Raw genomic sequence first — 21,157 nt, 5'->3', positions numbered from 1 at the left:
GCCTCGTTACATGTCCGTGGGATCGATCACGCGGCCGCAAAGGTTGCTTGGTAGCAAGGGAGAGAAAGCGTGCCACACCAATCACTTGGCGCGGCCCGCTGGCCGGTATCCAGTTCCGGCAGTGTAATGAAGAGCGCCTGCAGGTACAACCACAGAAGGGGTTGCGGTTATCCCTCTTTATTGCCGCTATTGCTGGTGGCCGAGTTGCTGGCGGATGCGTGGCTGGCAGAGTGATCGCCGGTCGTCGTGCTGTCATCCGGCTTTGCCAGGCTTGGCAGGGCCGCTCGCCAGCCAATATAGCGGCGCAGCTGCGCGCCACGCAGGCCTTTGGGCAGTCGCAGGTGCGCCAGCAGGCGCCACCCCATCCTGAGCGAGCCAACCCGATCGAGCGTCCCTTGCTGGAAGGCGGCCTGCTGCTGTTGCCACGCTGGATCGCAGCTGACGCGGCCCAGCTCCAGCGTCCCCTGTTTGCTGCGCAGATAACGATAGGCCAGTACCCGTACCGTTCCCCACTGTTGGCGCCAGATGGCGGCGCCGTATTGCCAGCCGAGCGGACGAGGGCGGTGGCGGTAGTAGCGGGCGATGGCCAACAGCACCAGCACCAGCAGGGTCAGCGCGCCCGCCACCGCAGCCAGCCCGGGCCCATAGGCCGCCAGCCAGGAGGCGGGCGTGTGGCGCACCCGCAAGTTCTGGCCGGGGAGCGTCAGGGTCTCCAGTTGGCGGGTCTGGCTGTTCCACCATCTCAGCTCCAGCGCGGGCAGGGTTAATTCACCGCCGCGCTGCACGATATAGGTGGTCTGATCTTCGCGCGACGAGAGGTACTCCCCCCGCTCCTGGGTGTCGTCTAGCCGGGCTTGCGCCGGATAGGCCTGCACCCGCTCATCGTCATCGTACGCCGGGATCAGCGGCGGGATCAGCACCGAGAGGGTATCCTGCCCGTTGGCGGTGACGGTGCGGGTGATGGCATCCCCCACCCGCAGCTCGCCGTCGGCCTGGTCATCTGCAGAGTTCTGCCAACGTTGGCTCAGGGTGAGGTTGCTGGCACTCAGCCAGCGACCGCCGACCGTCAGGGCGGGGTCGGGCAGGGCGGCGGCAAAGCGTTGGGGCCGGGTGGTGAGGGTGAGCGGCTGCGATCTCCCATCCGGCTGGGCGACCGTGACGCGCACCGCAATGGCGGGGATCTCGAACTGGCCGGATTGTTGGGGATAGAGAGTCAGCTCCCAGCGCTGGTGCGACCAGGTTTCGCCATCCTGGCGCTGGGTGAAGTTGGTCGCCAGTGTGCTGCGCTGTTTGACCATGACCCCGGGCAGCTCGAACTGGCCGATGCGGGTGCCGGCGGTAAACCAGCGGTTGGTGGCCAGCTCCAGATAGAGGGTGATCTGCTGGTTGACGGCATAGGGGGCATTGTTTTCTCCCTGATCTTTCAGCCAGCTATTGAGGGTCACCTGAGCCGCTGGCGCGTGCTCCTGTGCAGCGGCAGTCGCGGGCAGCATGGCCCCGAGCAACATTGTTCCGAGCAACAGGGTGATGGCGATCTGCATCCGGTAGTTAGTGCGCATGGGCAGGCTCCTCGTGGCTGGCGACCCGCGGTTGACGTGATCGCTGTTGCTGCTCCTGCAACTGCAGGCGGAATTTGGCCTGCAAGAAGTCGCCCGGGTCAGATTCGACCCGGCGCAGCCATTTTTCGGCCTGGGCCGGATTGGCCAGGATCTGATCCGCCGTCAGGGTTTCCCGCTCCATCAGGGCGGCGGGGACTTTCTCCTCGGCTCCTTCGGCGGTGCGCGGTTCATCTTCGGGCAGTTCACGGGAGTGATCCGGGCCGTCCGGGGTGCCGGTCTGGCTCTGGCTGGCACGATTGATCTCGTCGACGATCCCGCACATCACCCGATAGTTGTTGGCGGCTGCATTGCGCACCACGGGGTTGCTCGCCTCATCCGCCAGTTGCCGGAACAGGCTGCGGGCGGCCAGATATTCGCGCTGTCTGGCGAGGGCGTTGCCGGCATAGAGCAGCGCCTGTTCGGAGTCGGCTTGCAGGAAGGCAGACTGGGCCAGCGCAAACTCGGCGCCATAGTAGTAGGCCACCCCTTTGTAGAAGGGATCCGCATAGTGTTTCGCCGCTTCCAGATAGTCGCCCTGCTGGAAGTACCACTGCCCCTGTTGATCCGAGGTGAGCCAGAGATCGAGCCACTGCTGTTTCAGCCCCTGAGCCCAGTGGTTGCTGGTTGGCGCTTGCGGCTCAGGCGGTGCCAGCGAGAAGGTGGTGGCTTGCGCCGGCGTGGTCTGCAACAGGGAGAGACCGACCGCCGCCACCAGACTCCACTGCACCAGCCAGCCCTTGCGAAACCACAGCAGCAGCAGGGCGACCACTGGAAACAGCAGATAGTAGCCCATGTCCTGCCAGGGCATCAGGGAGTCGCTGTGGATCTGAAAGTGGCGAGCCACTGCGCGGTTGATGTCCGCGACGTCCCCATTATCGACCGTCATGGTAAACAGGGAGCCATCACTGTCGCTGGCCAGCTGCCGCAGGGAAGCGAGATCCAGCGGGCGCTTGCCGCCTTGCGCCGGATCGCCGGCAGCCAGGATCAGCAGTTGGTGGGATTGGCCACGGAAATAGTCGGCCAGCGGGGCGATGGCGGACGGGCTGATGCCGTCGCTGATCAGCAACACGGTACTGCCTCGCTCATCGGCCAGCAGATCGGTGAGCAGGGGGATCACCTGTTCGGTATGCTTGCCCGCTTTGGGCATGATCTCGGGGCGAATGGCGGCGAGAAAGGGGGCAAACACGGCGGTGTCGCGGGTCAGCGGCATGGCGGTGTGGGCCGAGCCGGCAAACACCACCAGACCGCTGCGTCCGCCGCCGCGGGTCGCCAGCAGGTCGTTGATCTTTTGCTTGGCCCGCGCCAGCCGGTTGGGAGCGATATCCTCTTCCAGCATGGAGTCGCTGTTATCGAGCAGGATCAGCAGCGCCCCCTGATCTTCGCCAAAGGGGGAGGGCTCGCGGCTCCAGGTCGGGCCGGTGCAGATCAGGATGGCGAGCCCCATCAACAGCGCCAGCGCCTTGAGGGGCAGATTCTTTTTCCAGCCGGTTTCACCCAGCGTCAGCGCCTTGCGCAGATGTGCAGGCAGGCGCCGTTGCCAGTTGCCCGCCTCGTCCATGCGCCAGCGCAGCACCATGATGGCGATGAGGGGGAGATAGGCGAGCAGCCACCAGGGACGCAGCAAGTGGGCATTCAACCAGAGCTGTTGCCAGAACAGGGTGTCAATCATGGGTGTCTCCTTGGCGAGCAGGGCGCAGGCGATAACGCCTGAGGGTCAACAGGGAAAAGAGACCGAGATAAAGGCCGACGCAGGCGGCGATCAGGTAGTGGTGCAGGCTTTCGCGGGTCTGAAAACGGGTACTTTCGTAGCGTTGTGGCTCCAGCTCACCGATCACCTGATAGGCGCGCGTCAGTTGCGCCTGATCGAGGGCCTGAAACAGCTGGCCACCGGTCAGGGTCGCCAACTGCTGCAGGGTGTCGAGATCGAGGGCCTGTTCGCCGACGGTGGCCGGATCCCCCATGGCGATGGCGTGCAGCCGCACCCCGTTGACCGCTGCCACCCGGGCCGCATCGCGGGGGCTGACAAAACTGCCGGTGTCGTTGCCATCAGTGAGGATGATGACGACCTTCTCCCGTTTGCTGGCCATCTGGGCATTCGGTTCATTGCGATCACTTTGGCGAAACGCCTTGATCGCCAGCCCGATGGCGTCCCCCAGATGGGTGCTCTGACCCGCCATGGCGACATCGGTCTCCTGCAACAGGGCTTGCCAGGTGTCGAGATCGGCGGTAAACGGCGCCTGGATAAAGGCAGCATCGCCAAACAGGATCAGCCCGAGTCGATCCCCCTCGCGCGTTGCAGCAAATTGTTCCAGCACCCCTTTGGCGGCATCCAGTCTGCTGATCGGCTTGCCGGGATCGGGGGAAAAATCGGTCTCGGCCATGGAGCCGGAGAGATCCAGCACGATCATCACATCCCGCCCGAACCGCTCGCGCACTTGCGGTGGGCCATAGATGGTGGGCTTGGCCAGCGCCACTACCGCCAGCAACCAGACGGTGATCAGGGCGACCCGTTGCCACCAGCTGGGGGTGAGCTGGGTCGCCCCCTCTTGCGGCGGCTCATCCAGCAGCTCAATCAGCAGAGTGAAGAAGGGCACCTTGATGGCACTCTGCCGGGTGCGATAGGCCGGGATCAGGCGAAACACCAGCAGGGGCAGGGGCAGCAGCCAGAAGCAGTGGGGATGGGCAAATTCGAGACCGGCATCAAGCATGGCGGGCCTCCGCCGCCAGCGAGGCAGTGTGAACGGGGGGCTGGTGATGGGCAAGCCAGTCGCTGCACAGGGAAACCAGACAGAGCTGATCACTGACGCTCAACACCACCTGATCACACACCAGCGATACCAGCCAGCGCTCCCCCAACTCGGTGGCGAAGCGGGGCTGCCGCTCGGGCAGGGCGTTGTCGAGGGTCTGCAGCAGGGCCATGCCAAACAGTTTGGCGTGCCGGGGATCAAGGTGGGTCAACACCGCCTTGATGATATGAAACAGCCCCAGACTGGCCCCGGCATCAGACCAGTTGATGGCGCGCAGGGCCGCCAGTGCTTCACGGCGGTAACGCTGCTGCCACCAGCTCTGCACCCTGTGATAGAGCCAGAGCAGCGCCAGCGCGCCCAGGAGCAGGGCAAGCAGCAGCCAGCCTGCGGTTTGCGGTTGCCAGCTGATGGCGTCAGGCATGGTCACATCCTGCAATTCGCGCAGCATATAGGTGCCGGGTAGCTTGTGGATCGTCACTGAGTTCCTCCCAAGGCGGTAATGAGATGGGCGAGGTGGTGGCCACTGGTGTCGAGGCAGATGAGGGGCAAGCTCTTGAGCGCCATCAAGCGCACCAGTTGATCTTTTTTCAGCTGTTGCTGGCGAGCCAGCCCCTGATCCAGCATGGGTAACTGATGGGGGGCGATATTGAGCTGGTACTGACCATCCCCGACCACCCAGGGGGCATTGGCGGTGGTTGTCGAGAGCGTCGCTTCGAGAGGATCGGCAATATGCAGGGCCAGCACATCGTTGTGCTGCTGCAAGTAGTTGAGGCGGGTCAGCTCGGCCTCGGTGACGCCTGACCAGTCGCTGAGAAAGATCAGGGTGGCATTTTTCAACTTGAGGCGGCCCAGCATCGCCAGCAGCGAGCCCAGCCCGCCTGCCTCGCTGTCATGGCTGGTCACCGAGAGGGCATGATTGGCGGCGCATAGCTGGCGCAACCTCGCCAGCCAGTGGCCACGGGATCGCTGGCCCCGCAGCCACTCCACGCCGTCGCAATGCAGAATGGCGAGTCCGACCCGATCATTTTCTTTCAGTACCTGCCAGCCGAGCAGGGCGGCCGCTTCGGCGGCCACCACCGACTTCATCACCTCCACCGAGGAGAAGAACATGCTGCTGCGCTGATCGACACAGAGGATCACGTGGCGATCTTTCTCTTCGCTGTAGCTGCGCACATGGGGGCGACCGGTACGCAGGGTCACTTTCCAGTCCAGGGTGCGAATGTCATCCCCCTGCTGGTAGTGGCGCAGCTCCTCGAAGTTGAGCCCCCGGCCGCGAAAACGGGACTGATGGCGACCGCACAGCACACTGCCGCTATTGAGCCGTGGCAGCAGCGAAAACTGGCCAACCAGTCCCTGCAGCCGCACCAGCGTCAGGTAATCACAATGAATGCGCGGGTCGCCACCGGGCGGCTGTCCGCTATGTGTCAGCCCGCTATGCGTCAGCCCGTCATGAGATAAGGTGCGAGGATTCATGGCGTCACTTATCCGATGACAACGTGATCGAGCAGCGCCATCACCACCTGCTGGTGATCCACCCCTTGTGCCAGCGCGTCATAACTGAGGGTAAAGCGGTGGCCAAGTACGCTGGGCACCATGGCGCGTACATCGTCGGGCAGCACATGGTTGCGGCCTTGTAGCCAGGCATAGGCGCGGGCGCACTTGTCGAGCGCAATGGAGGCGCGGGGGCTGGCGCCGACCGCAAGCCACTGCGCCAGATCGGCGTCTGGATAGCGGTCGGGATGGCGGGTCGCCATCACCAGCGCGATGATGTAGTGCTCCACCAGCGGCGAGATGGTCATGGCCGAGAGCTCGGCCCGAGCCTGCAGGATCAGCTCGGGGGAGAGGGGGGCGAAGCGTGCGCCCTGCTGGTGGTTGCCACGCTCTTCGGCCCGCACCAGCCGAATGATGGCAAGCTCTGCCTCGTCGTCGGGATAGGCCACCGACACCTTGAGGGCGAAGCGGTCCATCTGGGCTTCCGGCAGCGGGTAGGTGCCCTCCTGCTCGATGGGGTTCTGGGTGGCCAGCACCATAAAGAGTTCCGGCAGGCGGTGGCTCTTGTCACCGACGGTGACGGTGCCCTCGGCCATGGCTTCGAGCAGCGCGGCCTGCACCTTGGCCGGTGCGCGGTTCACCTCGTCGGCCAGTACGATGCTGTTGAAGATGGGGCCTTGCTGGAAGCGCAACTGGTGGGCCCCCTCGTGCTCCTGATACATCTCGGTGCCGGTCACATCGGAGGGGAGCAGATCGGGGGTGAACTGAATGCGGCCAAAGCTGGCGTTGAGCGCCTCGGCCAGCGCCTTGACCGAGCGGGTCTTGGCGGTACCGGGCAGACCTTCGAGCAGCACATGGCTATTGGTCAGCAGGCCGATGACCAAGGCGCGGATCACATGGGACTGGCCGACCACGCTTTGACCAACCTGTTCGATGAGTTGAGAGATCTGTTGTTGCAAGGGGTTCATAGCGGTTTCCACTGAGTGCATATAACGAGGCAAAGCGAGGGGGCTGGCAGGGGCGCCAACCGGTTTTCACTTTCCGCACGGTTCGGGGGGAGCGGAGCGGAAAGTGAAAACGCCCATCAATACATTGATGGGCGTTGGCGTCAGCACCTTACTTGATGGTGGCGACTTTTTGCTTGAGTGCGTCCAGCTCTGCCAGCTTGCCCTGCAGCATCAGGCTCTGGGAGCTGATGTTGGCCGGGTTCATCTGGAAGCTCTGCTGCATCGGGTAGCCTGGCAGGGTGTCGAAGAACCCTTTCAGGATGCCCTGTACCGGGACGAACAGCCACATGTTGTCACCCATCCAGCGCATGTACATGCCTGACTCGTGCGGTGCCTTCTCGAACGGGTCGGCGCGCAGGTTGATGATTTGCGGCCAGTTCGGGATCTCGCGGGTGGCATCGGAGATGTTGCCCTGCATGGTGGCGAAGTTCAGCTTGAAGTCATTCCAGCGCACGGCGTTCAGTTCGCCGTTGGCAGAGAAGTAGAGCATGGAGTTGCGCGGTGCAGTCTCGGTTTTACCAGACAGGTACGGCATGAAGTTGTAGCCGTCCAGGTGGACGCGCCACTCTTTGCCGTTGGCCTTGTAGCCTTTGGCCAGCTTCTCTTTCACGTCCGGCACGCCAGCGGCAGCCAGCAGGGTCGGCATCCAGTCCTGGTGCGCCATCATGGCGTTGACCTTGGTGCCCGGCTTGATCACGCCCGGCCAGCGAACCAGCTGGGGTACCCGCATTCCGCCTTCCCAGGTGGTGCCCTTCTCGCCGTAGAACGGCGTGGTGCCGCCATCCGGCCAGGTAGCTGTTTCGGCGCCGTTGTCGGTGGTGTAGATCACGATGGTATTGTTGGCGACACCCAGCTCGTCCAGCTTGTTGAGCAGGATACCTACGTGGTCATCGTGCTCCAGCATGCCATCGGCATAGATGCTGACGCCGGATTTGCCCTGATACTTCTCTTGCAGGCGGGTCCAGACGTGCATACGGGTGGCGTTGTGCCAGATGAAGAAGGGCTTCTTGGCCTTGACCGCTTTATCCATGAACGCCAGAGTGGATTCGAGGAACTCTTCGTCAGCATGCTCCATGCGCTTGCGGGTCATGGGGCCGGTATCTTCAATCTTGCCGTCGGCAGAGGCCTTGATCACGCCACGCGGGCCGTACTTCTTCTTGAATTCCGGATCTTTCGGGTAGTAGTAAGTTTCCGGCTCCTCTTCCGCGTTCAGGTGGTAGAGGTTACCGAAGAATTCGTCGAAGCCGTGCTTGGTCGGCAGGTGCTGATCGCGGTCACCCAGGTGGTTCTTGCCGAACTGAGCGGTCATGTAACCCTGCTCCTTGAGCAGATCACCGATGGTGGGAGTCCACTCCGCAATACCTTGGGTAGAGCCCGGCATGCCGATGGTCAACAGACCGGTACGGAACGGCTCTTCACCGGTGATAAAGGCGGCGCGACCGGCGGTACAGGATTGCTGACCGTAATGATCGGTAAAGACCGCACCTTCGCTGGCGATACGGTCCAGGTTCGGGGTCTGGTAGCCCATCATGCCCTGGTTGTAGGCGCTGATGTTCCAGTAGCCGATGTCATCACCCATGATCGCAAGAATGTTGGGTTTGGCGGCGGCTGCGGCACTCCCGGCAGTGGCCATTAATGCAAGGCTCATTGCTATTTTGTTTAAATTAATGGCCATTATTGGCTCAACTCCTAATCTGATGTGAATGTTTACACAAAGCGGTCTGATGAAAACCGGGAATACCTATCGACAGGGCGGAAATATCAGCCATCACCAATAACATAGATAGGCGTGGTGTTATCTCGTAGCTCACCTTGACCGGAAAATAGCGGGGCGAAATCCGTCGGGTTGACCCATCAGTTTCCACAAAACAGCGTTCAACAGTTTCACTCTATTGAGCGGTTATCTCCCTGTCGCCTTATAGCGAATATAACTGCTGGTTATCCGGTGTGTTTTTAGCCTGCTTGGGAGCGCTATCCCATACAACACAAGGGGCACAGGCGGTGCGGGGCCCTGTCGTCAACGGGTGCTGCTTAATGGGCGGGGTGACAGGGCTCACATCTCGGGTAATAAAGCGGTATTCAAATCAGGGGAAATAAACAGCCGTGTTTATTGGGTATTTTTGCCAGAGCGACACTTTAATTTAAATTAACTGACACTTAAGCAAAGCACGGTGGTGGTTTATTAAGCTCGCCCGCATTTTTAAATATGAGTCAGTTAGCCATCGAACAGGCGGCCTGGTACGTTCATTATTTAACTGAAAAATAATGGACAGATTGAGAATGCGGTTTATCGCAAGCCGTGCGCTTCAGTGTGAGTGCGAGTCTGTGAATGTTGGGGCCGATATCCGCCGAAAAGGGTGAGGCAAAGGCGCGTGCCATTGACTAAATTGATAGACAGTAAGGAGCAAAACGACTCCAACCTTCAACTATCACATCCCATGGGATACGGATCATGGACAGAGTACAACGCGCAGCCCCCTTTTCGTTGCAAGTAGATCTCAGACAGGTGGTTTATTCCCTGTCAGCCTCGCTGGACTTGGTGGGCATTGGCGATGTGGCCCACGGTAAACGTGTCGGGATCATGGCCGCCGAGTGCAGCCGGGTGCTGGGGATGAGTGAAGCCGAGCGCTGTCTGCTGTTCGAGCTGGGGGTGCTGCATGATATCGGTGTCTCCTCGACCACTACCCATCACCATCTGGTCAGCGAGTTCGATTGGGAGTCCTCCCAGCGCCACTGCGAGGTGGGGTATCAGCTGCTCAAGGATTTCCGTTTGCTGGCCCCGCTGGCGCTTCCCATCCGTTATCACCATACCCACTGGCACCTGTTGCACGAGATGGCAGATGTGGATCCCAGGGTTGCCCGTCAGGCCAACCTGATCTTTTTGGTGGATCGTTGTGATGCGCTGGCTGCCCCTTATTACGCTGACGGATCGCTGTTGATGCACACTGCCGAGATCCGGGAGAGACTGAAGGCATGCAGCGGTGAGTTTTTTGCCCCCGAGTTACTGGATGCTTTCCTCAAGGCGTCCCGTTCGGAGGCATTCTGGCTGCAGCTGGAAGCTCGCGCGATCAACGATTACATGCTGGAGATGCTGAAAGAGCGGGAGCCCTGTCTGACCTTCAACGGGGAGTTGAAGGCGCTGGCGCAGATCTTCTCCGGCATCGTCGATGCCAAGAGCCCCTTTACCATGACCCACTCTCTCGGGGTGAGTCGCTTGTCTCGTGCGTTGGCGGAACAGATGGGGGTGGGTGCCATTCACTGCGACATGCTGGAGATCGCCGGGTTATTGCACGATCTGGGCAAGCTCAGGGTACCGGATGAAATCCTCGACAAGCCTGCCAGCCTGACGAAAGAGGAGCGTGCCGTTATCAAGGCCCACAGCTTCGAGACTTACCAGATCCTGCGCCACATCGAGGGTTTTGAAGAGATTGCCTGCTGGGCGGCCTATCACCATGAGGAGCCGGACGGGGAGGGCTATCCGTTCCATCTGCCAGCATCCGCCATGGCGCCGGAAGCGCGTATTTTGCGGGTGGCCGATATCTTTCAGGCGATGGTGCAGGACCGACCTTACCGACGCGGGTTGCCAGCTCGTGATGCGTTGGCCTTTTTGCAACAACTGGCGGATCAGGGACGGGTCGATCCCGCCGTGGTGGCGGTGCTGGCTGACCACCTGCCGCAGATGATGATGGCGGCGATCCCGACTCGCGAGGAGGTGCATGCAATATGTTGAGGGAGGGTTGGTCACTGAACCATCTTGCAGTGAGCCAGCTATGCTTGGAACAAGCCGTGCAGAATGCCGTATCGGTATGCAGAAGAGAGCTTGAATGACCATTAGGGGACAGATATGGAATCGCTAAAAGCCAAGGATTATATGCAGAGCAGACCCATCACCTTCACAGCCGACATGATGGTGCAATCTGCGGTCGAAAAATTTCTGAACAGCCATCAGCTGGGGGGGCCGGTGGTGGATGAGAAGGGCCATCTGATCGGCTGGATCTCCGAGCAGGACTGCATCGCCGTGATGCTCAAGGAGGCCTACCACTGCGAGCAGGTGGCACAGGTCAAGGATGTGATGCGCAAAGAAGTGCTGACGGTGAGGCCCGATACCAGCATTTTGACCCTGGCAGAGATGATGATGGGGCAAAAGCCGAAGATCTATCCGGTGGTAGAGGAGGGACGCCTGCTCGGGGTCATCAATCGCCACAACGTGATGCAGGCCATTCACGCCCAGCTCACCACCTGTTTTGTCCACAACACTCACGGTTGATCCTCTTTCCCTCTCTTCCAAGGCAAGCTGCGGCTTGCCTTGATTATTTGGGAAACCGCACACTTTTCATGTTATGCCATCTTACCAAGAACGTTTTTCCAGGTATGAGGATCGACCAATCGCTCTGTATTCCCATGCCTTGCACTACGTTAAGGCTTGCACCGTCCCCACTCGCTCTTTAGGATCGCTCCCAGCTTATCGATATGGCCCCTCTGGGCACCAATTAAGGAATTCGTACCTTGTCTCTCTCTATCGAGGCGCTGCGCCGCCGTCTCTCTGCCTGCATGAATCTCGACGCCCGCCGCCTCTCCAGCCGTCTGCACGGGGTCAAGAAGCTACCTGAAGGCAAACAGGCCGCCGTGCTGGAGACCATCGCCGCCGATCTGGATGCCGCGCAAGCGCGGTATCAAGCCCGTCTGGCCGGTGTACCCAGGGTCACCTATCCGGACAACCTGCCGGTCAGCCAGAAGCAGGCGGAGATCGCCAAGGCGATCAGTGAGCATCAGGTGGTGATCATTGCGGGCGAAACCGGCTCGGGCAAAACCACCCAGATCCCCAAGATCTGTCTGGCGCTGGGGCGCGGGGTGAAGGGCTTTATCGGCCACACCCAGCCGCGTCGTCTGGCAGCCCGCACCGTGGCGGCCCGTATTGCCGAGGAAATGGAGTCCGAACTCGGCCACTACGTGGGTTACAAGGTGCGCTTTACCGATCAGGTGAGCGAGCAGACCCACATCAAGCTGATGACTGACGGTATTCTGCTGGCCGAGATCCAGAATGACCGGATGCTCACCCAGTACGACACCATCATCATCGATGAGGCCCACGAACGCAGCCTCAACATCGACTTCATTCTGGGCTACCTCAAGCAACTGCTGCCACGGCGCCCCGATCTCAAGGTGATCATCACCTCGGCCACCATAGACCCGCAGCGTTTCTCCCGTCATTTCAACAAGGCGCCGGTGATCGAGGTCTCCGGTCGCACTTATCCGGTCGAGGTGCGCTATCGTCCGCTGTTTGCTGATAAAAAGAGCGGCGACAAGAGCGCAGACAAGAGTGAGGCGCTGGAGGAGCGCGACGAGCTGCAGGGGATCTTCGATGCGGTGGAAGAGCTGGCCCGCGAAGGGTTGGGGGATATCCTCATCTTCATGAATGGCGAGCGGGAGATCCGTGATACTGCCGATGCCCTGCGCAAGCTCAACCTGCGCGATACCGAGGTGCTGCCGCTCTACGCCAGACTCTCCAACGCCGAGCAGAACAAGGTGTTCCAGCAACATGCCGGTCGGCGCATCGTGCTGGCCACCAACGTGGCGGAGACCTCGCTGACGGTGCCGGGCATTCGTTACGTCATCGATCCGGGTACCGCCCGTATCAGCCGCTACTCATGGCGCACCAAGGTGCAGCGCCTGCCTATCGAGCCGGTCTCCCAGGCCAGTGCCAACCAGCGTAAAGGGCGTTGCGGCCGGGTGGCGGACGGTATCTGTATCCGCCTCTACTCCGAGGAGGATTTCAACAACCGCCCGGCCTTTACCGACCCCGAGATCCTGCGCACCAACCTGGCATCGGTCATCCTGCAGATGCTGGCGCTTGGCCTTGGCAATATGGAGGCCTTCCCGTTCGTCGAGCCGCCGGAGTCACGCCATATCAAGGATGGCCTGACCCTGTTGAAAGAGCTGGAGGCGGTCAAAGAGCTGCCCGCCACCCGGGATCAGGAGCCGAAACTGCAGTTGACCGAAACCGGTCGCCAGCTCTCGCGTATCCCCCTTGATCCACGGCTTGCCAAGATGGTGATCACGGCGGCGCAAACCGGCTGTCTGAGCGAAGTGATGGTGATCACTGCGGGCCTCAGTATTCAGGATCCCCGCGAGCGGCCCATGGAGAAAAAGCAGGCCGCCGACGAGCAACACAGACGCTTTGAAGACAAGGATTCCGACTTCTTCGCCTTCGTTAACCTCTGGAACTACCTGAAAGAGCAGCAAGATCTGCTCGGCAGCAACCCGTTCCGCCGCATGTGCCAGAAGGAGTTCCTCTCCTACCTGCGGGTGCGCGAATGGCAGGACATTCATTTCCAGCTGCGCCAGACGGTCAAAGAGCTGGGTTTTAAAGCCAACCATGAACCGGCGGATTTCAAGACGGTACATTGCGCGCTGCTGACCGGCCTCTTGAGCCACATCGGCAACAAGGATCTGGAAAAGCCCGAGTTCCTTGGCGCCCGCAACGGCCGCTTCCACCTGTTCCCGGCATCGGGTCTGTTCAAGAAGCCGCCCAAGTGGGTGATGGCCGCAGAATTGGTAGAGACCTCGCGTCTCTACGCCCGCATCAACGCTCGGATTGAGCCGGAATGGGTGGAGCCGCTGGCGGGTCACCTCATCAAGCTGCATCACAGCGACCCCCACTGGTCGAAGAAAAATGGCGCAGTGATGGCCAAGGAGAAGGTGACGCTTTATGGCCTGACGCTGGTCAATGAGCGCACCATCAACTTCAGCCGCCTCGATCCGGCCCTATGCCGCGAGCTGTTTATTCGCCGCGCTCTGGTGGAGGGGGATTTCGAGACCCGCCACCGCTTCTTCAGCGATAACCGCAAGCTGTTGGCCGAGGTGGAAGCGCTGGAGCACAAATCCCGGCGGCGCGACATCCTGGTGGATGACGAGGATCTGTTCCGCTTCTACGATGCCCGTTTGCCGGAGGAGGTGATCTCCGCCCGCCACTTCGATAAGTGGTGGAAAGAGGCGCAAAAGCAGGATCCCGAGCTACTCAACTTCGAAAAAGAGATGCTGATGAAGGGGGATGCCGCCCATATCAGCGATCTCGACTACCCCAACTTCTGGCAGCAGGGGCGACTCAAGCTCAAGCTGAGCTACCAGTTTGAACCGGGGGAGGCCGCCGATGGCGTAACCCTGCATATTCCGCTGCCGCTGCTCAATCAGGTGGAAGTGAAAGGGTTTGAGTGGCTGATCCCCGGGCTGCGCCATGAGCTGCTGGTCGCCCTCATCAAGTCGATGCCCAAGCCGATGCGCAAGAACTTCGTGCCGGCACCGAACTACGCCGACGCGCTGCTCGCCACCCTCAACCCCGAGCAGGGGCCGCTGCTGGACGAGATGGAGCGCCAGCTACGACGCATGACCGGTGTCACTGTACCTCGCGAATCCTGGGACTGGAATGCGGTGCCTGATCACCTGAAACTCACCTTCCGGGTGGTCGATGACAAGCACAAGAAGGTGGCGGAAGGCAAAGATCTGGAGGCGCTGAAAGAATCCCTGCGCGGCAAGGTGCAGGAGACCCTCTCCCAGGTGGCTGACGACGATATCGAGCAGTCCGGCCTCACCCTGTGGAGCTTTGGCGAGTTACCGCAAGAGTACAGCCAGAAGCGCGGTGGTTTTGAAGTGAAAGCCTATCCGGCGCTGGTGGATGAGAAAGATTCGGTCTCCATCCAGTTGGTAGAAAGCCCGGTGGCCCAGCAACAGCTGATGTGGGCCGGCCAGCGCCGACTGGTGCTGCTCAATGTGCCATCTCCCATTAAATACCTGCAGGAGAAGTTGCCCAACAAGGCCAAGCTGGGGCTCTATTTCAACCCCTTTGGCAAGGTGGCCGAATTGATTGACGATTGTATCGCCTGTGGCTGCGACAAGCTGATCGAGCAGCATGGCGGGCTGGCCTGGGACGAAGCCGGTTTCGAGGCGCTCAAGGAGTACGTTCGCGCCGAGCTCAACGATGCGGTGGTAGAGGTGGCCAAGCAGGTGGAAGCCGTACTGACCCTCTCCCATGAGATCAAGAAGCGGCTCAAGGGCAAGATGCAGCTCGACACCGCCTTTGCCATGTCGGATATCCAGCTGCAGCTGAGCAATTTGATCCACAAGGGCTTCGTCACAGAGACTGGTTGGCAGCGACTGCCTGACTTGCTGCGCTATCTGCGTGCCATCGAGCGACGTCTGGAGAAGCTGGCCATCGATCCCAATCGGGATCGGGTCTACATGCTCAAGGTGCAGAGTGTGGAGTCCGAGTACAAGGCGCTGCTGGCCAAGATCCCCAAATCCCAGCTGATCCCGGCCGAAGTAGCCAATATCCGCTGGATGATTGAGGAGCTGCGGGTGTCGTTCTTTGCCCAGAATCTGGGGACTCCGTATCCGGTCTCCGATAAACGGGTGCTTAACGCCATCGCTCAGTGCTAAGCTGCTATCTAACTGTTTTAACAGCACGATAGCGCGTGATGAGAAGGGGTTGCCAGGCAGCTGGCGCCTTTCAAACCGCAAGTCAGGGAGGCAAGGATGCTGGGGATCTGGTTGAGTGTGGCGCAGGTGGTGATCAGCGGTTATCAACCCATCGCGGAACAAACCTGGGTGCAGTTGAACCCGGAATATTACCCGCTGGCGCGTACTCCGCCTGCGATGTTTGTGGCCTGGCGTGGCAATCAGTTCCCGCCGCTGGCCCAGAAGCAGAAGCATGGTCGCTGGCAGATCCTCTTTCCCGCCCGGCTGGTGCCTCCCTTCGATCTGTTCGAGGGGGAGGCGCAGCTCTCCAAAACCTATCTGGCAAGGCTGCGGCGCATCGACGAGATGGCTTACGGGGTCGCCCCGGGCCAGGCGGTTGCGGCTGGTGCAATCGTGCAGCAGGGGAGTGGTTTCCCTCGTTATAGCGCGCAATCCATCGCGCCTTTTATTGCCGAATTCCGTACTCCCCAAGCCGCGTTCGGTGGTGTCGATATTCCCACCGACACCGACGAGAGCGAACCTCTGCTGGCTCAGCTAGGCGTGACGTTTCGCACCGCGGGGATGACTGGCGCAGATGCGTTGATTGGGGGGGGAATGGCGCTCGCCAGCAGCACGGCCAGCTTATCCGCAGGCAGTGACGCCATGCTCACCCTCTCGGATCCGGCAGCCGGCGGCCCACAAACCGTGTGTCATCAGGTCGCGGCAGGGGAGACCCTGTGGCGCATTGCCAATCAGCTCTCCAGCGCCCATGGGGTCGATACTTACAGCTATTTGCTGGCGCTGGTAGCGGAGAATCAACCGCGGCTTGGCAAGAGCATTCGGGTCAGAACGGGGGAGGGTCTTTACTGCCCGCGCGCCGAGACCCTGGCGCAGTTTGATGCCCTGAGCCCGGCCCAGCGTCAGCAGCAATTTGCCCGGCTGGAGCAGGGGCGCTAAATGCAGAGTCGGTACCTTGTATCCGAATTTGGCCCGTGGTAGTATTCGCGCTCGTTTTGCGAGGTGCTGACCGGTCGCAGTTAGCACCATAAATTCATCCAAAAGAGATACACACTATGTCTTTCGTATTCCAAGCTGAAGTCCGTTCTGACCTGGGGAAAGGTGCGAGCCGCCGCCTGCGTCAAGCTGACCAAGTTCCTGCCATCGTTTACGGTGCAGGCAAAGAAGCCCTGTCCATCACTGTTGACCACAAGAAAATGGTTCTGGCTCAAGAGAAGCCGGAATTCTATGAGTCTGTACTGACTCTGGTTATCAACGGTGAAGAAGTTAACGTAAAAGTGAAAGCCATCCAGCGTCACCCGGTACGTTACAAGCTGATCCACCTGGACTTCGTTCGCGTTTAATAGCGAACCGTCAGGTTGAAGAAAAGCCACTCTCAGGAGTGGCTTTTTGCTATCTGGCATCTGGTGAGCGGGCTGAAAGGGCTACCTGATCCGCCACCGCAAGCCGGTTATCCCAGCTGGCTCAGCGCCTGTTGGCAGCGCTGCTCGGCGGCATCCAGCTCCAGCAGTACCATCCTGATATCTTCCATCTGCTGTTGCAGTGTCTCCCGTTTCTCCTCAACCAGTCCCAGCATGGTCTGCAGCTGGGTGCGGCTGCTCTTGTCGGCATCATAGAGATCGAACAGCTCGCGGATCTCGGCGAGGCTGAACCCGAGCCGCTTGCCGCGCAGGGTGAGCTTGAGGCGAACCCGATCCTGCTTGCTGTAAATGCGGGTCTGTCCCTCTCTGGCGGGATTGAGCAACCCCTGATCCTCGTAGAAACGGATACTGCGCGTCGTAATATCAAATTCCCGGGCCAGCTCACTGATGCTGAAGCGCCGTCCTTCATCCTTGTTGTTCATACAGACTTCTTGGCGAACTAAATCCTGTCTGCACCTTACCTAAACGTAAACTGCACTGCAACTCTTGTTCCATCGCGTCAGAACCCCTATGTTATGGCCATGTAACAAACAGAGGCTGGCAAATGGATATTGCAATTGTGGCGGCGAAACGGACTCCGATGGGGGCATTTCAGGGGGCATTGGCTGAGGTAACGGCGCCTGAGTTGGGAGCCTGTGCCATCGAGGCGGCACTGCAGCAAAGCGGGCTGCGTCCGGAGCAGGTCGATGAAGTGTTTATGGGCAATGTGCTGGCGGCGGGCGTGGGGCAAGCGCCTGCCAGACAGGCGCTGTTGAAAGCGGGGCTGCCAGATGGTGTGCCCGCTACCACGATCAACAAGGTGTGCGGCTCCGGCATGAAGGCGGTGATGCTGGCGGCGGATACCATTCGTCTGGGGGATAACCGGGTGGTGGTGGCGGGGGGGATGGAAAGCATGAGTCGTGCCCCCTATCTGCTGGATAATGCCCGCAGCGGCTTTCGGATGGGGCATCAAAAGGTGCTGGATCACCTCTTCCTCGACGGTTTGCAAGATGCCTATGACGGCCAGTTGATGGGGATACATGCCCAGCGCAGCGCCGATCAGGCCGGTTTGACCCGCAGTGTCATGGATGAGTTTGCCCTTGCGTCATTGCAGCGTGCCCGCGATGCACAGCAAGCCGGTGCGTTTTTGTCCGAGCTGACAAGCGTCTATCGCGGTGATCGCGTGTTGCTGGCTGAGGACGAACAACCGGGCAAGGGCAGACCGGAGAAGATCCCGACCCTGAAGCCTGCGTTTGGCAAGGAGGGTACCATAACGGCGGCCAATTCGAGCTCCATCTCGGACGGTGCGGCGGCGCTGATATTGATGGATGGTGCCACGGCGCAAGCCTGGCAGGTACCTGTGCTGGCACGGATAGTCGGTTATCAGAGCCACGCGGCATTGCCCGCCGAATTTACCTCCGCACCCATTGGCGCCATTTCACGGCTGCTGGCGCGTCTGGCATGGTCGGTGGAGGAGGTGGATCTGTTCGAGATCAACGAGGCCTTCGCCATGGTCACTATGCTGGCCATGAGCGGGGTCGGCATCCCTCATCACAAGGTCAATGTGCATGGTGGGGCCTGTGCGCTCGGTCATCCGCTGGGGGCGAGTGGCGCGCGCATTCTGGTGACGCTGATCGCCGCGCAGCGGCAACGGGGTTTGCGGCGGGGCGTGGCCGCACTCTGTATCGGAGGCGGGGAGGCGACCGCCATCGCGGTCGAGGTGAATGACGAGACGAATTAGTCGGTGGCTTCCATCGCCAGCAGCTGTTCGTTGACCCAGGTGGTTGCGGCCAGATAGAGGTGACTCACCTTATCCTCGTTGAGCCCTAACTTTGCGGTTCTGGCCGTGACTCTTGACCAGTTGGCATTTTCGTAATCTTCACAAAACGCGAGGTAGAAACCGAGATTGCCTTTGCGTTCCAGCAGCGCCAGCCGAATATCCTCGATAAGGGGGATAGTGCCCAGCAGCTTGTCCATCGGTTGCTCCATCAGCACATCCAGCAGGGAGAAGAGACCGGTGATAAAGGCCTGTTGTGCCTGTTGGGTCGGGGCGTGAGCATGGGCCAGCAGCTCACAGAATCGGGCTCGGATCATCGACATCTGGTAGAGCTCGGCGCTCTTGCCCTTGCCTGCACTGGTTGCCGCCACCAGCGAGACAAAACGCTTTAGCTGGGTGTTGCCCAGATAAATGGCTGCCTGGCGAAATGACGAGATGGGATTGGTATGGCTTTTGAGGTGGTTGACGTAGCGCAGCAGCTTGAGCGAGAGGGAGATATCCTGACCGAGTAGCTGCTCAATCTTGTTGATATCAGGCTCTGTCTCGTTGACCACATTTAGCAACTGCATCACCACGACTTGCGCCGGCTCCATGGTCGCTTGCTTGACCATCTCGGGTCGGCTGAAGAAAAAACCCTGGAACAGCTGGATCCCCAGCTGTTTGACTCGCTCGAACTCTGCCTTGTCCTCCACTTTTTCCGCCAGATAGGTGAGCCCCAGCGTCTGATGCCGCTGGATAAACACCTTGATCTGCAGCAGGGTGGTGGCGCGCAGATCAAACTTGATGATGTGGATAAAGGGGAGGAAGCGTTCCCAATCCGGTGACATGGTGAAGTCATCGAGTGCCAGCTGATAACCCAGCGTGTGCAACTGCTTCACCTTTTCCAGCAGGGCATCATCTGGTGGGGAATCTTCCAGAATTTCGATCACCACTTTTTCGGGCGGCAGGCACTCTGCCAATCCCTCCAGCAGCAGTGAGTGGGGGAAATTGATAAAGCAGGGGCGGCCCCCCAACAGCTGATCGATATTCTGTTGCAGGAACTGTTCGACCACCAGGCGTGATGTCGCCTGCTGGGAGGAGATACTCGGGAAGACATTATTCAGACTATCGCGAAAGAGCAGCTCATAGGCATGGGTATTGAGGTCTCTGTCGAGGATCGGCTGTCTTGCTACGTAGGAATACATGCCTTGCTCCAGTATGGGTACTGGGTTGATTTTATGGTGTTGCAGAACACTATGCCAGTATTCACCTTATTGAGTAAGGCAATAATTGGCATAGCGTTTTTTGCAGGGAAGGAAGTTAGAAGAAATAGCTCAATTGTGCACCAGCCAGCCAAGCATCCCCTTCAGAGGTGCCCTGGAAGGTGGAGGTGATACCTGGTAGCAGATCCATTTTTTCGGTGACATCCACCTTTTTGCCATCGATCAGGGTCAGCCCCAGATCCACGGTCAGGTTGGGCGTGAACTGATACCCCATCCCCAGGCTGTACCAGAGTCGATCGGCATCCGGGATGGAGATGGTACGACGATCGGCTGGTACCGGACTTGCGTCATAGGCCACTCCGGAGCGCAGTTGCCACTGGGGAGTGACCTGATAGGTCATACCGACGGCATAGCGCCAGCTATCTTCCCAGTGCTCATCCTTGATATGCATTGAGCCTTGGTGATCCAGCTCTGCTTCCAGTTGCACAAATTTACTCCAGTTGGTCCAGTTCAGGCTGCCATGGAGTGCGAGTTTGTCGGTCAACTGATGGAAGAGAGCCAATTCAGCGGTTGCTGGCAATGGTAAATCAAGGCGTCCTGTATCCTCGTATGGGGTCAAGCCGTTTGCTCCTTGAGCATTACCTTCGAGCGTCAGTGTTGTATCGTGGCGATATGACAGCCCTACCCGTGTACTTTGCGATGGAGTTAGCAGCACCCCCGCATTCCAGCCTAAAGCCCATCCATCACCTTCCAGATGTTTCACTATCTTATGTGGGCCGACATTAAATACACCGCCGACCTCGCCTTCACCCTGAATAGCGGAGATCCCTGCACCGATTGACCACATCTCATTGATCCGATAGGCGAGTGAGGTGCCCAGATCCATGGTCTTGATATCGGAGACATTGCCAAAGTGGCCGGCGCTGTAGTTATCCGGCATCTTGACGCCAAGACCGTAGTAAGAGGTTGCAGAGAAGCCGAGGCGCCACTGCTCATTGAGTGGAATGATGAGATAGGCATTGGGTACCCAGGCCGCGGCTGCAATATCGTATGCTGTAGCATCAGCATGAGTCAGTAAACCGGCCGTTTTTCCTTCGATATTGACGTCAGGACTGACATAGATGGCGCCGCCAGAGAGCGCCATCTGATCGAAGCGAGTCATGGCAGCCGCATTGCGGGAGAGCACGCTGGCGTTATCCGCGATGGCGGCCTCACCGGCAAAGGCGCGTCCCAGGCCTGTAGCGGACTGTTCAGCCAGCTGGAACCCGGCGGCATGGGTCTGACCCGCGATCACCAGCAGAGCGATGGCGGACGGTTTGATGATGGGATGCATGACAAAATCCTTGCTGTTACCCGAAGGTTAAATAGGTCATATGAATGGAGGCAGGATTTTATATGGTATGACCAGTAAGGCAACGGACATGGTGGGTCTGAGGACAAAACAAGATTTAATGCTGGGGGGAGGC

General features: G+C 59.8%; 16 protein-coding genes. 6 read left to right on the top strand and 10 right to left on the bottom strand.

The window, feature by feature from the left end; translation table 11 throughout:
- Positions 1 to 167: 167 nt before the first annotated feature.
- The 7 genes from I6G90_RS05575 to I6G90_RS05545 all read right to left on the bottom strand — a co-directional run bounded on the left by I6G90_RS05575 (position 168) and on the right by I6G90_RS05545 (position 8,491).
- Positions 168 to 1,559: a BatD family protein gene (locus I6G90_RS05575; RefSeq protein ID WP_197930132.1), complete on the bottom strand. Its 1,392-nt coding sequence runs from the start codon at positions 1,557 to 1,559 to the stop codon at positions 168 to 170.
- The gene (locus tag I6G90_RS05570; RefSeq protein WP_197930130.1) at positions 1,549 to 3,267 is read right to left on the bottom strand and encodes a VWA domain-containing protein; all 1,719 of its coding nucleotides are present in this window, start codon (positions 3,265 to 3,267) and stop codon (positions 1,549 to 1,551) included. The genes I6G90_RS05575 and I6G90_RS05570 overlap by 11 nt, the downstream gene beginning before the upstream one ends.
- Positions 3,260 to 4,306, bottom strand: a complete 1,047-nt coding sequence (locus tag I6G90_RS05565; protein ID WP_197930128.1) for a vWA domain-containing protein — start codon at positions 4,304 to 4,306, stop codon at positions 3,260 to 3,262. The genes I6G90_RS05570 and I6G90_RS05565 overlap by 8 nt, the downstream gene beginning before the upstream one ends.
- Positions 4,299 to 4,823, bottom strand: coding sequence for a DUF4381 domain-containing protein (locus tag I6G90_RS05560; protein WP_232254416.1), 525 nt, complete (start codon positions 4,821 to 4,823; stop codon positions 4,299 to 4,301). The genes I6G90_RS05565 and I6G90_RS05560 overlap by 8 nt, the downstream gene beginning before the upstream one ends.
- Positions 4,820 to 5,818 carry a DUF58 domain-containing protein gene (locus I6G90_RS05555; protein WP_197930126.1) on the bottom strand — a complete coding sequence of 333 codons (999 nt, stop codon included), beginning with the start codon at positions 5,816 to 5,818 and terminating at the stop codon, positions 4,820 to 4,822. Before I6G90_RS05555 ends, I6G90_RS05560 begins: the two co-directional genes overlap by 4 nt.
- A gap of 8 nt (positions 5,819 to 5,826) precedes the next feature.
- Positions 5,827 to 6,804 (bottom strand): AAA family ATPase, encoded by a 978-nt coding sequence (locus I6G90_RS05550; protein ID WP_197930124.1) that lies wholly within the window; start codon positions 6,802 to 6,804, stop codon positions 5,827 to 5,829.
- 148 nt (positions 6,805 to 6,952) lie between these two features.
- Positions 6,953 to 8,491 (bottom strand): arylsulfatase, encoded by a 1,539-nt coding sequence (locus I6G90_RS05545; protein ID WP_232254415.1) that lies wholly within the window; start codon positions 8,489 to 8,491, stop codon positions 6,953 to 6,955.
- 804 nt (positions 8,492 to 9,295) lie between these two features.
- Between I6G90_RS05545 and I6G90_RS05540 the strand changes: the two genes are divergently transcribed.
- From I6G90_RS05540 to rplY, 5 genes are all read left to right on the top strand, one after another.
- Positions 9,296 to 10,573 carry an HD-GYP domain-containing protein gene (locus I6G90_RS05540; RefSeq protein WP_197930122.1) on the top strand — a complete coding sequence of 426 codons (1,278 nt, stop codon included), beginning with the start codon at positions 9,296 to 9,298 and terminating at the stop codon, positions 10,571 to 10,573.
- 114 nt (positions 10,574 to 10,687) lie between these two features.
- Positions 10,688 to 11,110, top strand: coding sequence for a CBS domain-containing protein (locus tag I6G90_RS05535; RefSeq protein WP_042060467.1), 423 nt, complete (start codon positions 10,688 to 10,690; stop codon positions 11,108 to 11,110).
- Between the two features lie 239 nt (positions 11,111 to 11,349).
- Positions 11,350 to 15,276, top strand: a complete 3,927-nt coding sequence (gene hrpA, locus I6G90_RS05530; RefSeq protein ID WP_197930120.1) for an ATP-dependent RNA helicase HrpA — start codon at positions 11,350 to 11,352, stop codon at positions 15,274 to 15,276.
- Positions 15,277 to 15,372: 96 nt separating this feature from the next.
- A complete protein-coding gene (locus I6G90_RS05525; RefSeq protein ID WP_197930118.1) occupies positions 15,373 to 16,251 on the top strand; it encodes a hypothetical protein in 879 nt (292 codons plus the stop codon).
- A 116-nt stretch (positions 16,252 to 16,367) separates the two neighbouring features.
- On the top strand, positions 16,368 to 16,655 hold the full coding sequence (gene rplY / locus I6G90_RS05520) for a 50S ribosomal protein L25 (protein ID WP_033136429.1): 288 nt from the start codon (positions 16,368 to 16,370) through the stop codon (positions 16,653 to 16,655).
- A 107-nt stretch (positions 16,656 to 16,762) separates the two neighbouring features.
- Here rplY and I6G90_RS05515 read toward each other — a convergent pair whose 3' ends face one another.
- Positions 16,763 to 17,155 carry a MerR family transcriptional regulator gene (locus tag I6G90_RS05515; protein ID WP_005360322.1) on the bottom strand — a complete coding sequence of 131 codons (393 nt, stop codon included), beginning with the start codon at positions 17,153 to 17,155 and terminating at the stop codon, positions 16,763 to 16,765.
- Positions 17,156 to 17,277: 122 nt separating this feature from the next.
- Between I6G90_RS05515 and I6G90_RS05510 the strand changes: the two genes are divergently transcribed.
- The gene (locus I6G90_RS05510; protein WP_197930117.1) at positions 17,278 to 18,453 is read left to right on the top strand and encodes a thiolase family protein; all 1,176 of its coding nucleotides are present in this window, start codon (positions 17,278 to 17,280) and stop codon (positions 18,451 to 18,453) included.
- On the opposite strand, the gene I6G90_RS05505 is transcribed toward I6G90_RS05510, so the two are convergent.
- Together I6G90_RS05505 and I6G90_RS05500 are read right to left on the bottom strand one after the other, a co-directional pair.
- Positions 18,450 to 19,673, bottom strand: a complete 1,224-nt coding sequence (locus tag I6G90_RS05505; protein WP_197930116.1) for an EAL and HDOD domain-containing protein — start codon at positions 19,671 to 19,673, stop codon at positions 18,450 to 18,452. The two genes, I6G90_RS05510 and I6G90_RS05505, sit on opposite strands and share 4 nt — an antisense overlap.
- A 115-nt stretch (positions 19,674 to 19,788) precedes the next feature.
- The gene (locus tag I6G90_RS05500; protein ID WP_197930115.1) at positions 19,789 to 21,024 is read right to left on the bottom strand and encodes an OmpP1/FadL family transporter; all 1,236 of its coding nucleotides are present in this window, start codon (positions 21,022 to 21,024) and stop codon (positions 19,789 to 19,791) included.
- Between the last annotated feature and the right edge of the window lie 133 nt (positions 21,025 to 21,157).

The organism is Aeromonas allosaccharophila (assembly GCF_016026615.1).
Classification (GTDB): Bacteria; Pseudomonadota; Gammaproteobacteria; order Enterobacterales; family Aeromonadaceae; genus Aeromonas; species Aeromonas allosaccharophila.
The sequence above is the reverse complement of the archived record's forward strand: the minus strand, read 5'-3'. Positions and strand labels throughout refer to the sequence as shown.

Coding starts and splice junctions, on each gene's coding strand:
- I6G90_RS05575 (WP_197930132.1), bottom strand. CDS start 1,559: ATGCGCACTAACTACCGGATGCAGATCGCCATCACCCTGTTGCTCGGA.
- I6G90_RS05570 (WP_197930130.1), bottom strand. CDS start 3,267: ATGATTGACACCCTGTTCTGGCAACAGCTCTGGTTGAATGCCCACTTG.
- I6G90_RS05565 (WP_197930128.1), bottom strand. CDS start 4,306: ATGCTTGATGCCGGTCTCGAATTTGCCCATCCCCACTGCTTCTGGCTG.
- I6G90_RS05555 (WP_197930126.1), bottom strand. CDS start 5,818: ATGAATCCTCGCACCTTATCTCATGACGGGCTGACGCATAGCGGGCTG.
- I6G90_RS05550 (WP_197930124.1), bottom strand. CDS start 6,804: ATGAACCCCTTGCAACAACAGATCTCTCAACTCATCGAACAGGTTGGT.
- I6G90_RS05545 (WP_232254415.1), bottom strand. CDS start 8,491: ATGAGCCTTGCATTAATGGCCACTGCCGGGAGTGCCGCAGCCGCCGCC.
- I6G90_RS05540 (WP_197930122.1), top strand. CDS start 9,296: ATGGACAGAGTACAACGCGCAGCCCCCTTTTCGTTGCAAGTAGATCTC.
- I6G90_RS05535 (WP_042060467.1), top strand. CDS start 10,688: ATGGAATCGCTAAAAGCCAAGGATTATATGCAGAGCAGACCCATCACC.
- I6G90_RS05525 (WP_197930118.1), top strand. CDS start 15,373: ATGCTGGGGATCTGGTTGAGTGTGGCGCAGGTGGTGATCAGCGGTTAT.
- rplY (WP_033136429.1), top strand. CDS start 16,368: ATGTCTTTCGTATTCCAAGCTGAAGTCCGTTCTGACCTGGGGAAAGGT.
- I6G90_RS05515 (WP_005360322.1), bottom strand. CDS start 17,155: ATGAACAACAAGGATGAAGGACGGCGCTTCAGCATCAGTGAGCTGGCC.
- I6G90_RS05510 (WP_197930117.1), top strand. CDS start 17,278: ATGGATATTGCAATTGTGGCGGCGAAACGGACTCCGATGGGGGCATTT.
- I6G90_RS05505 (WP_197930116.1), bottom strand. CDS start 19,673: ATGTATTCCTACGTAGCAAGACAGCCGATCCTCGACAGAGACCTCAAT.
- I6G90_RS05500 (WP_197930115.1), bottom strand. CDS start 21,024: ATGCATCCCATCATCAAACCGTCCGCCATCGCTCTGCTGGTGATCGCG.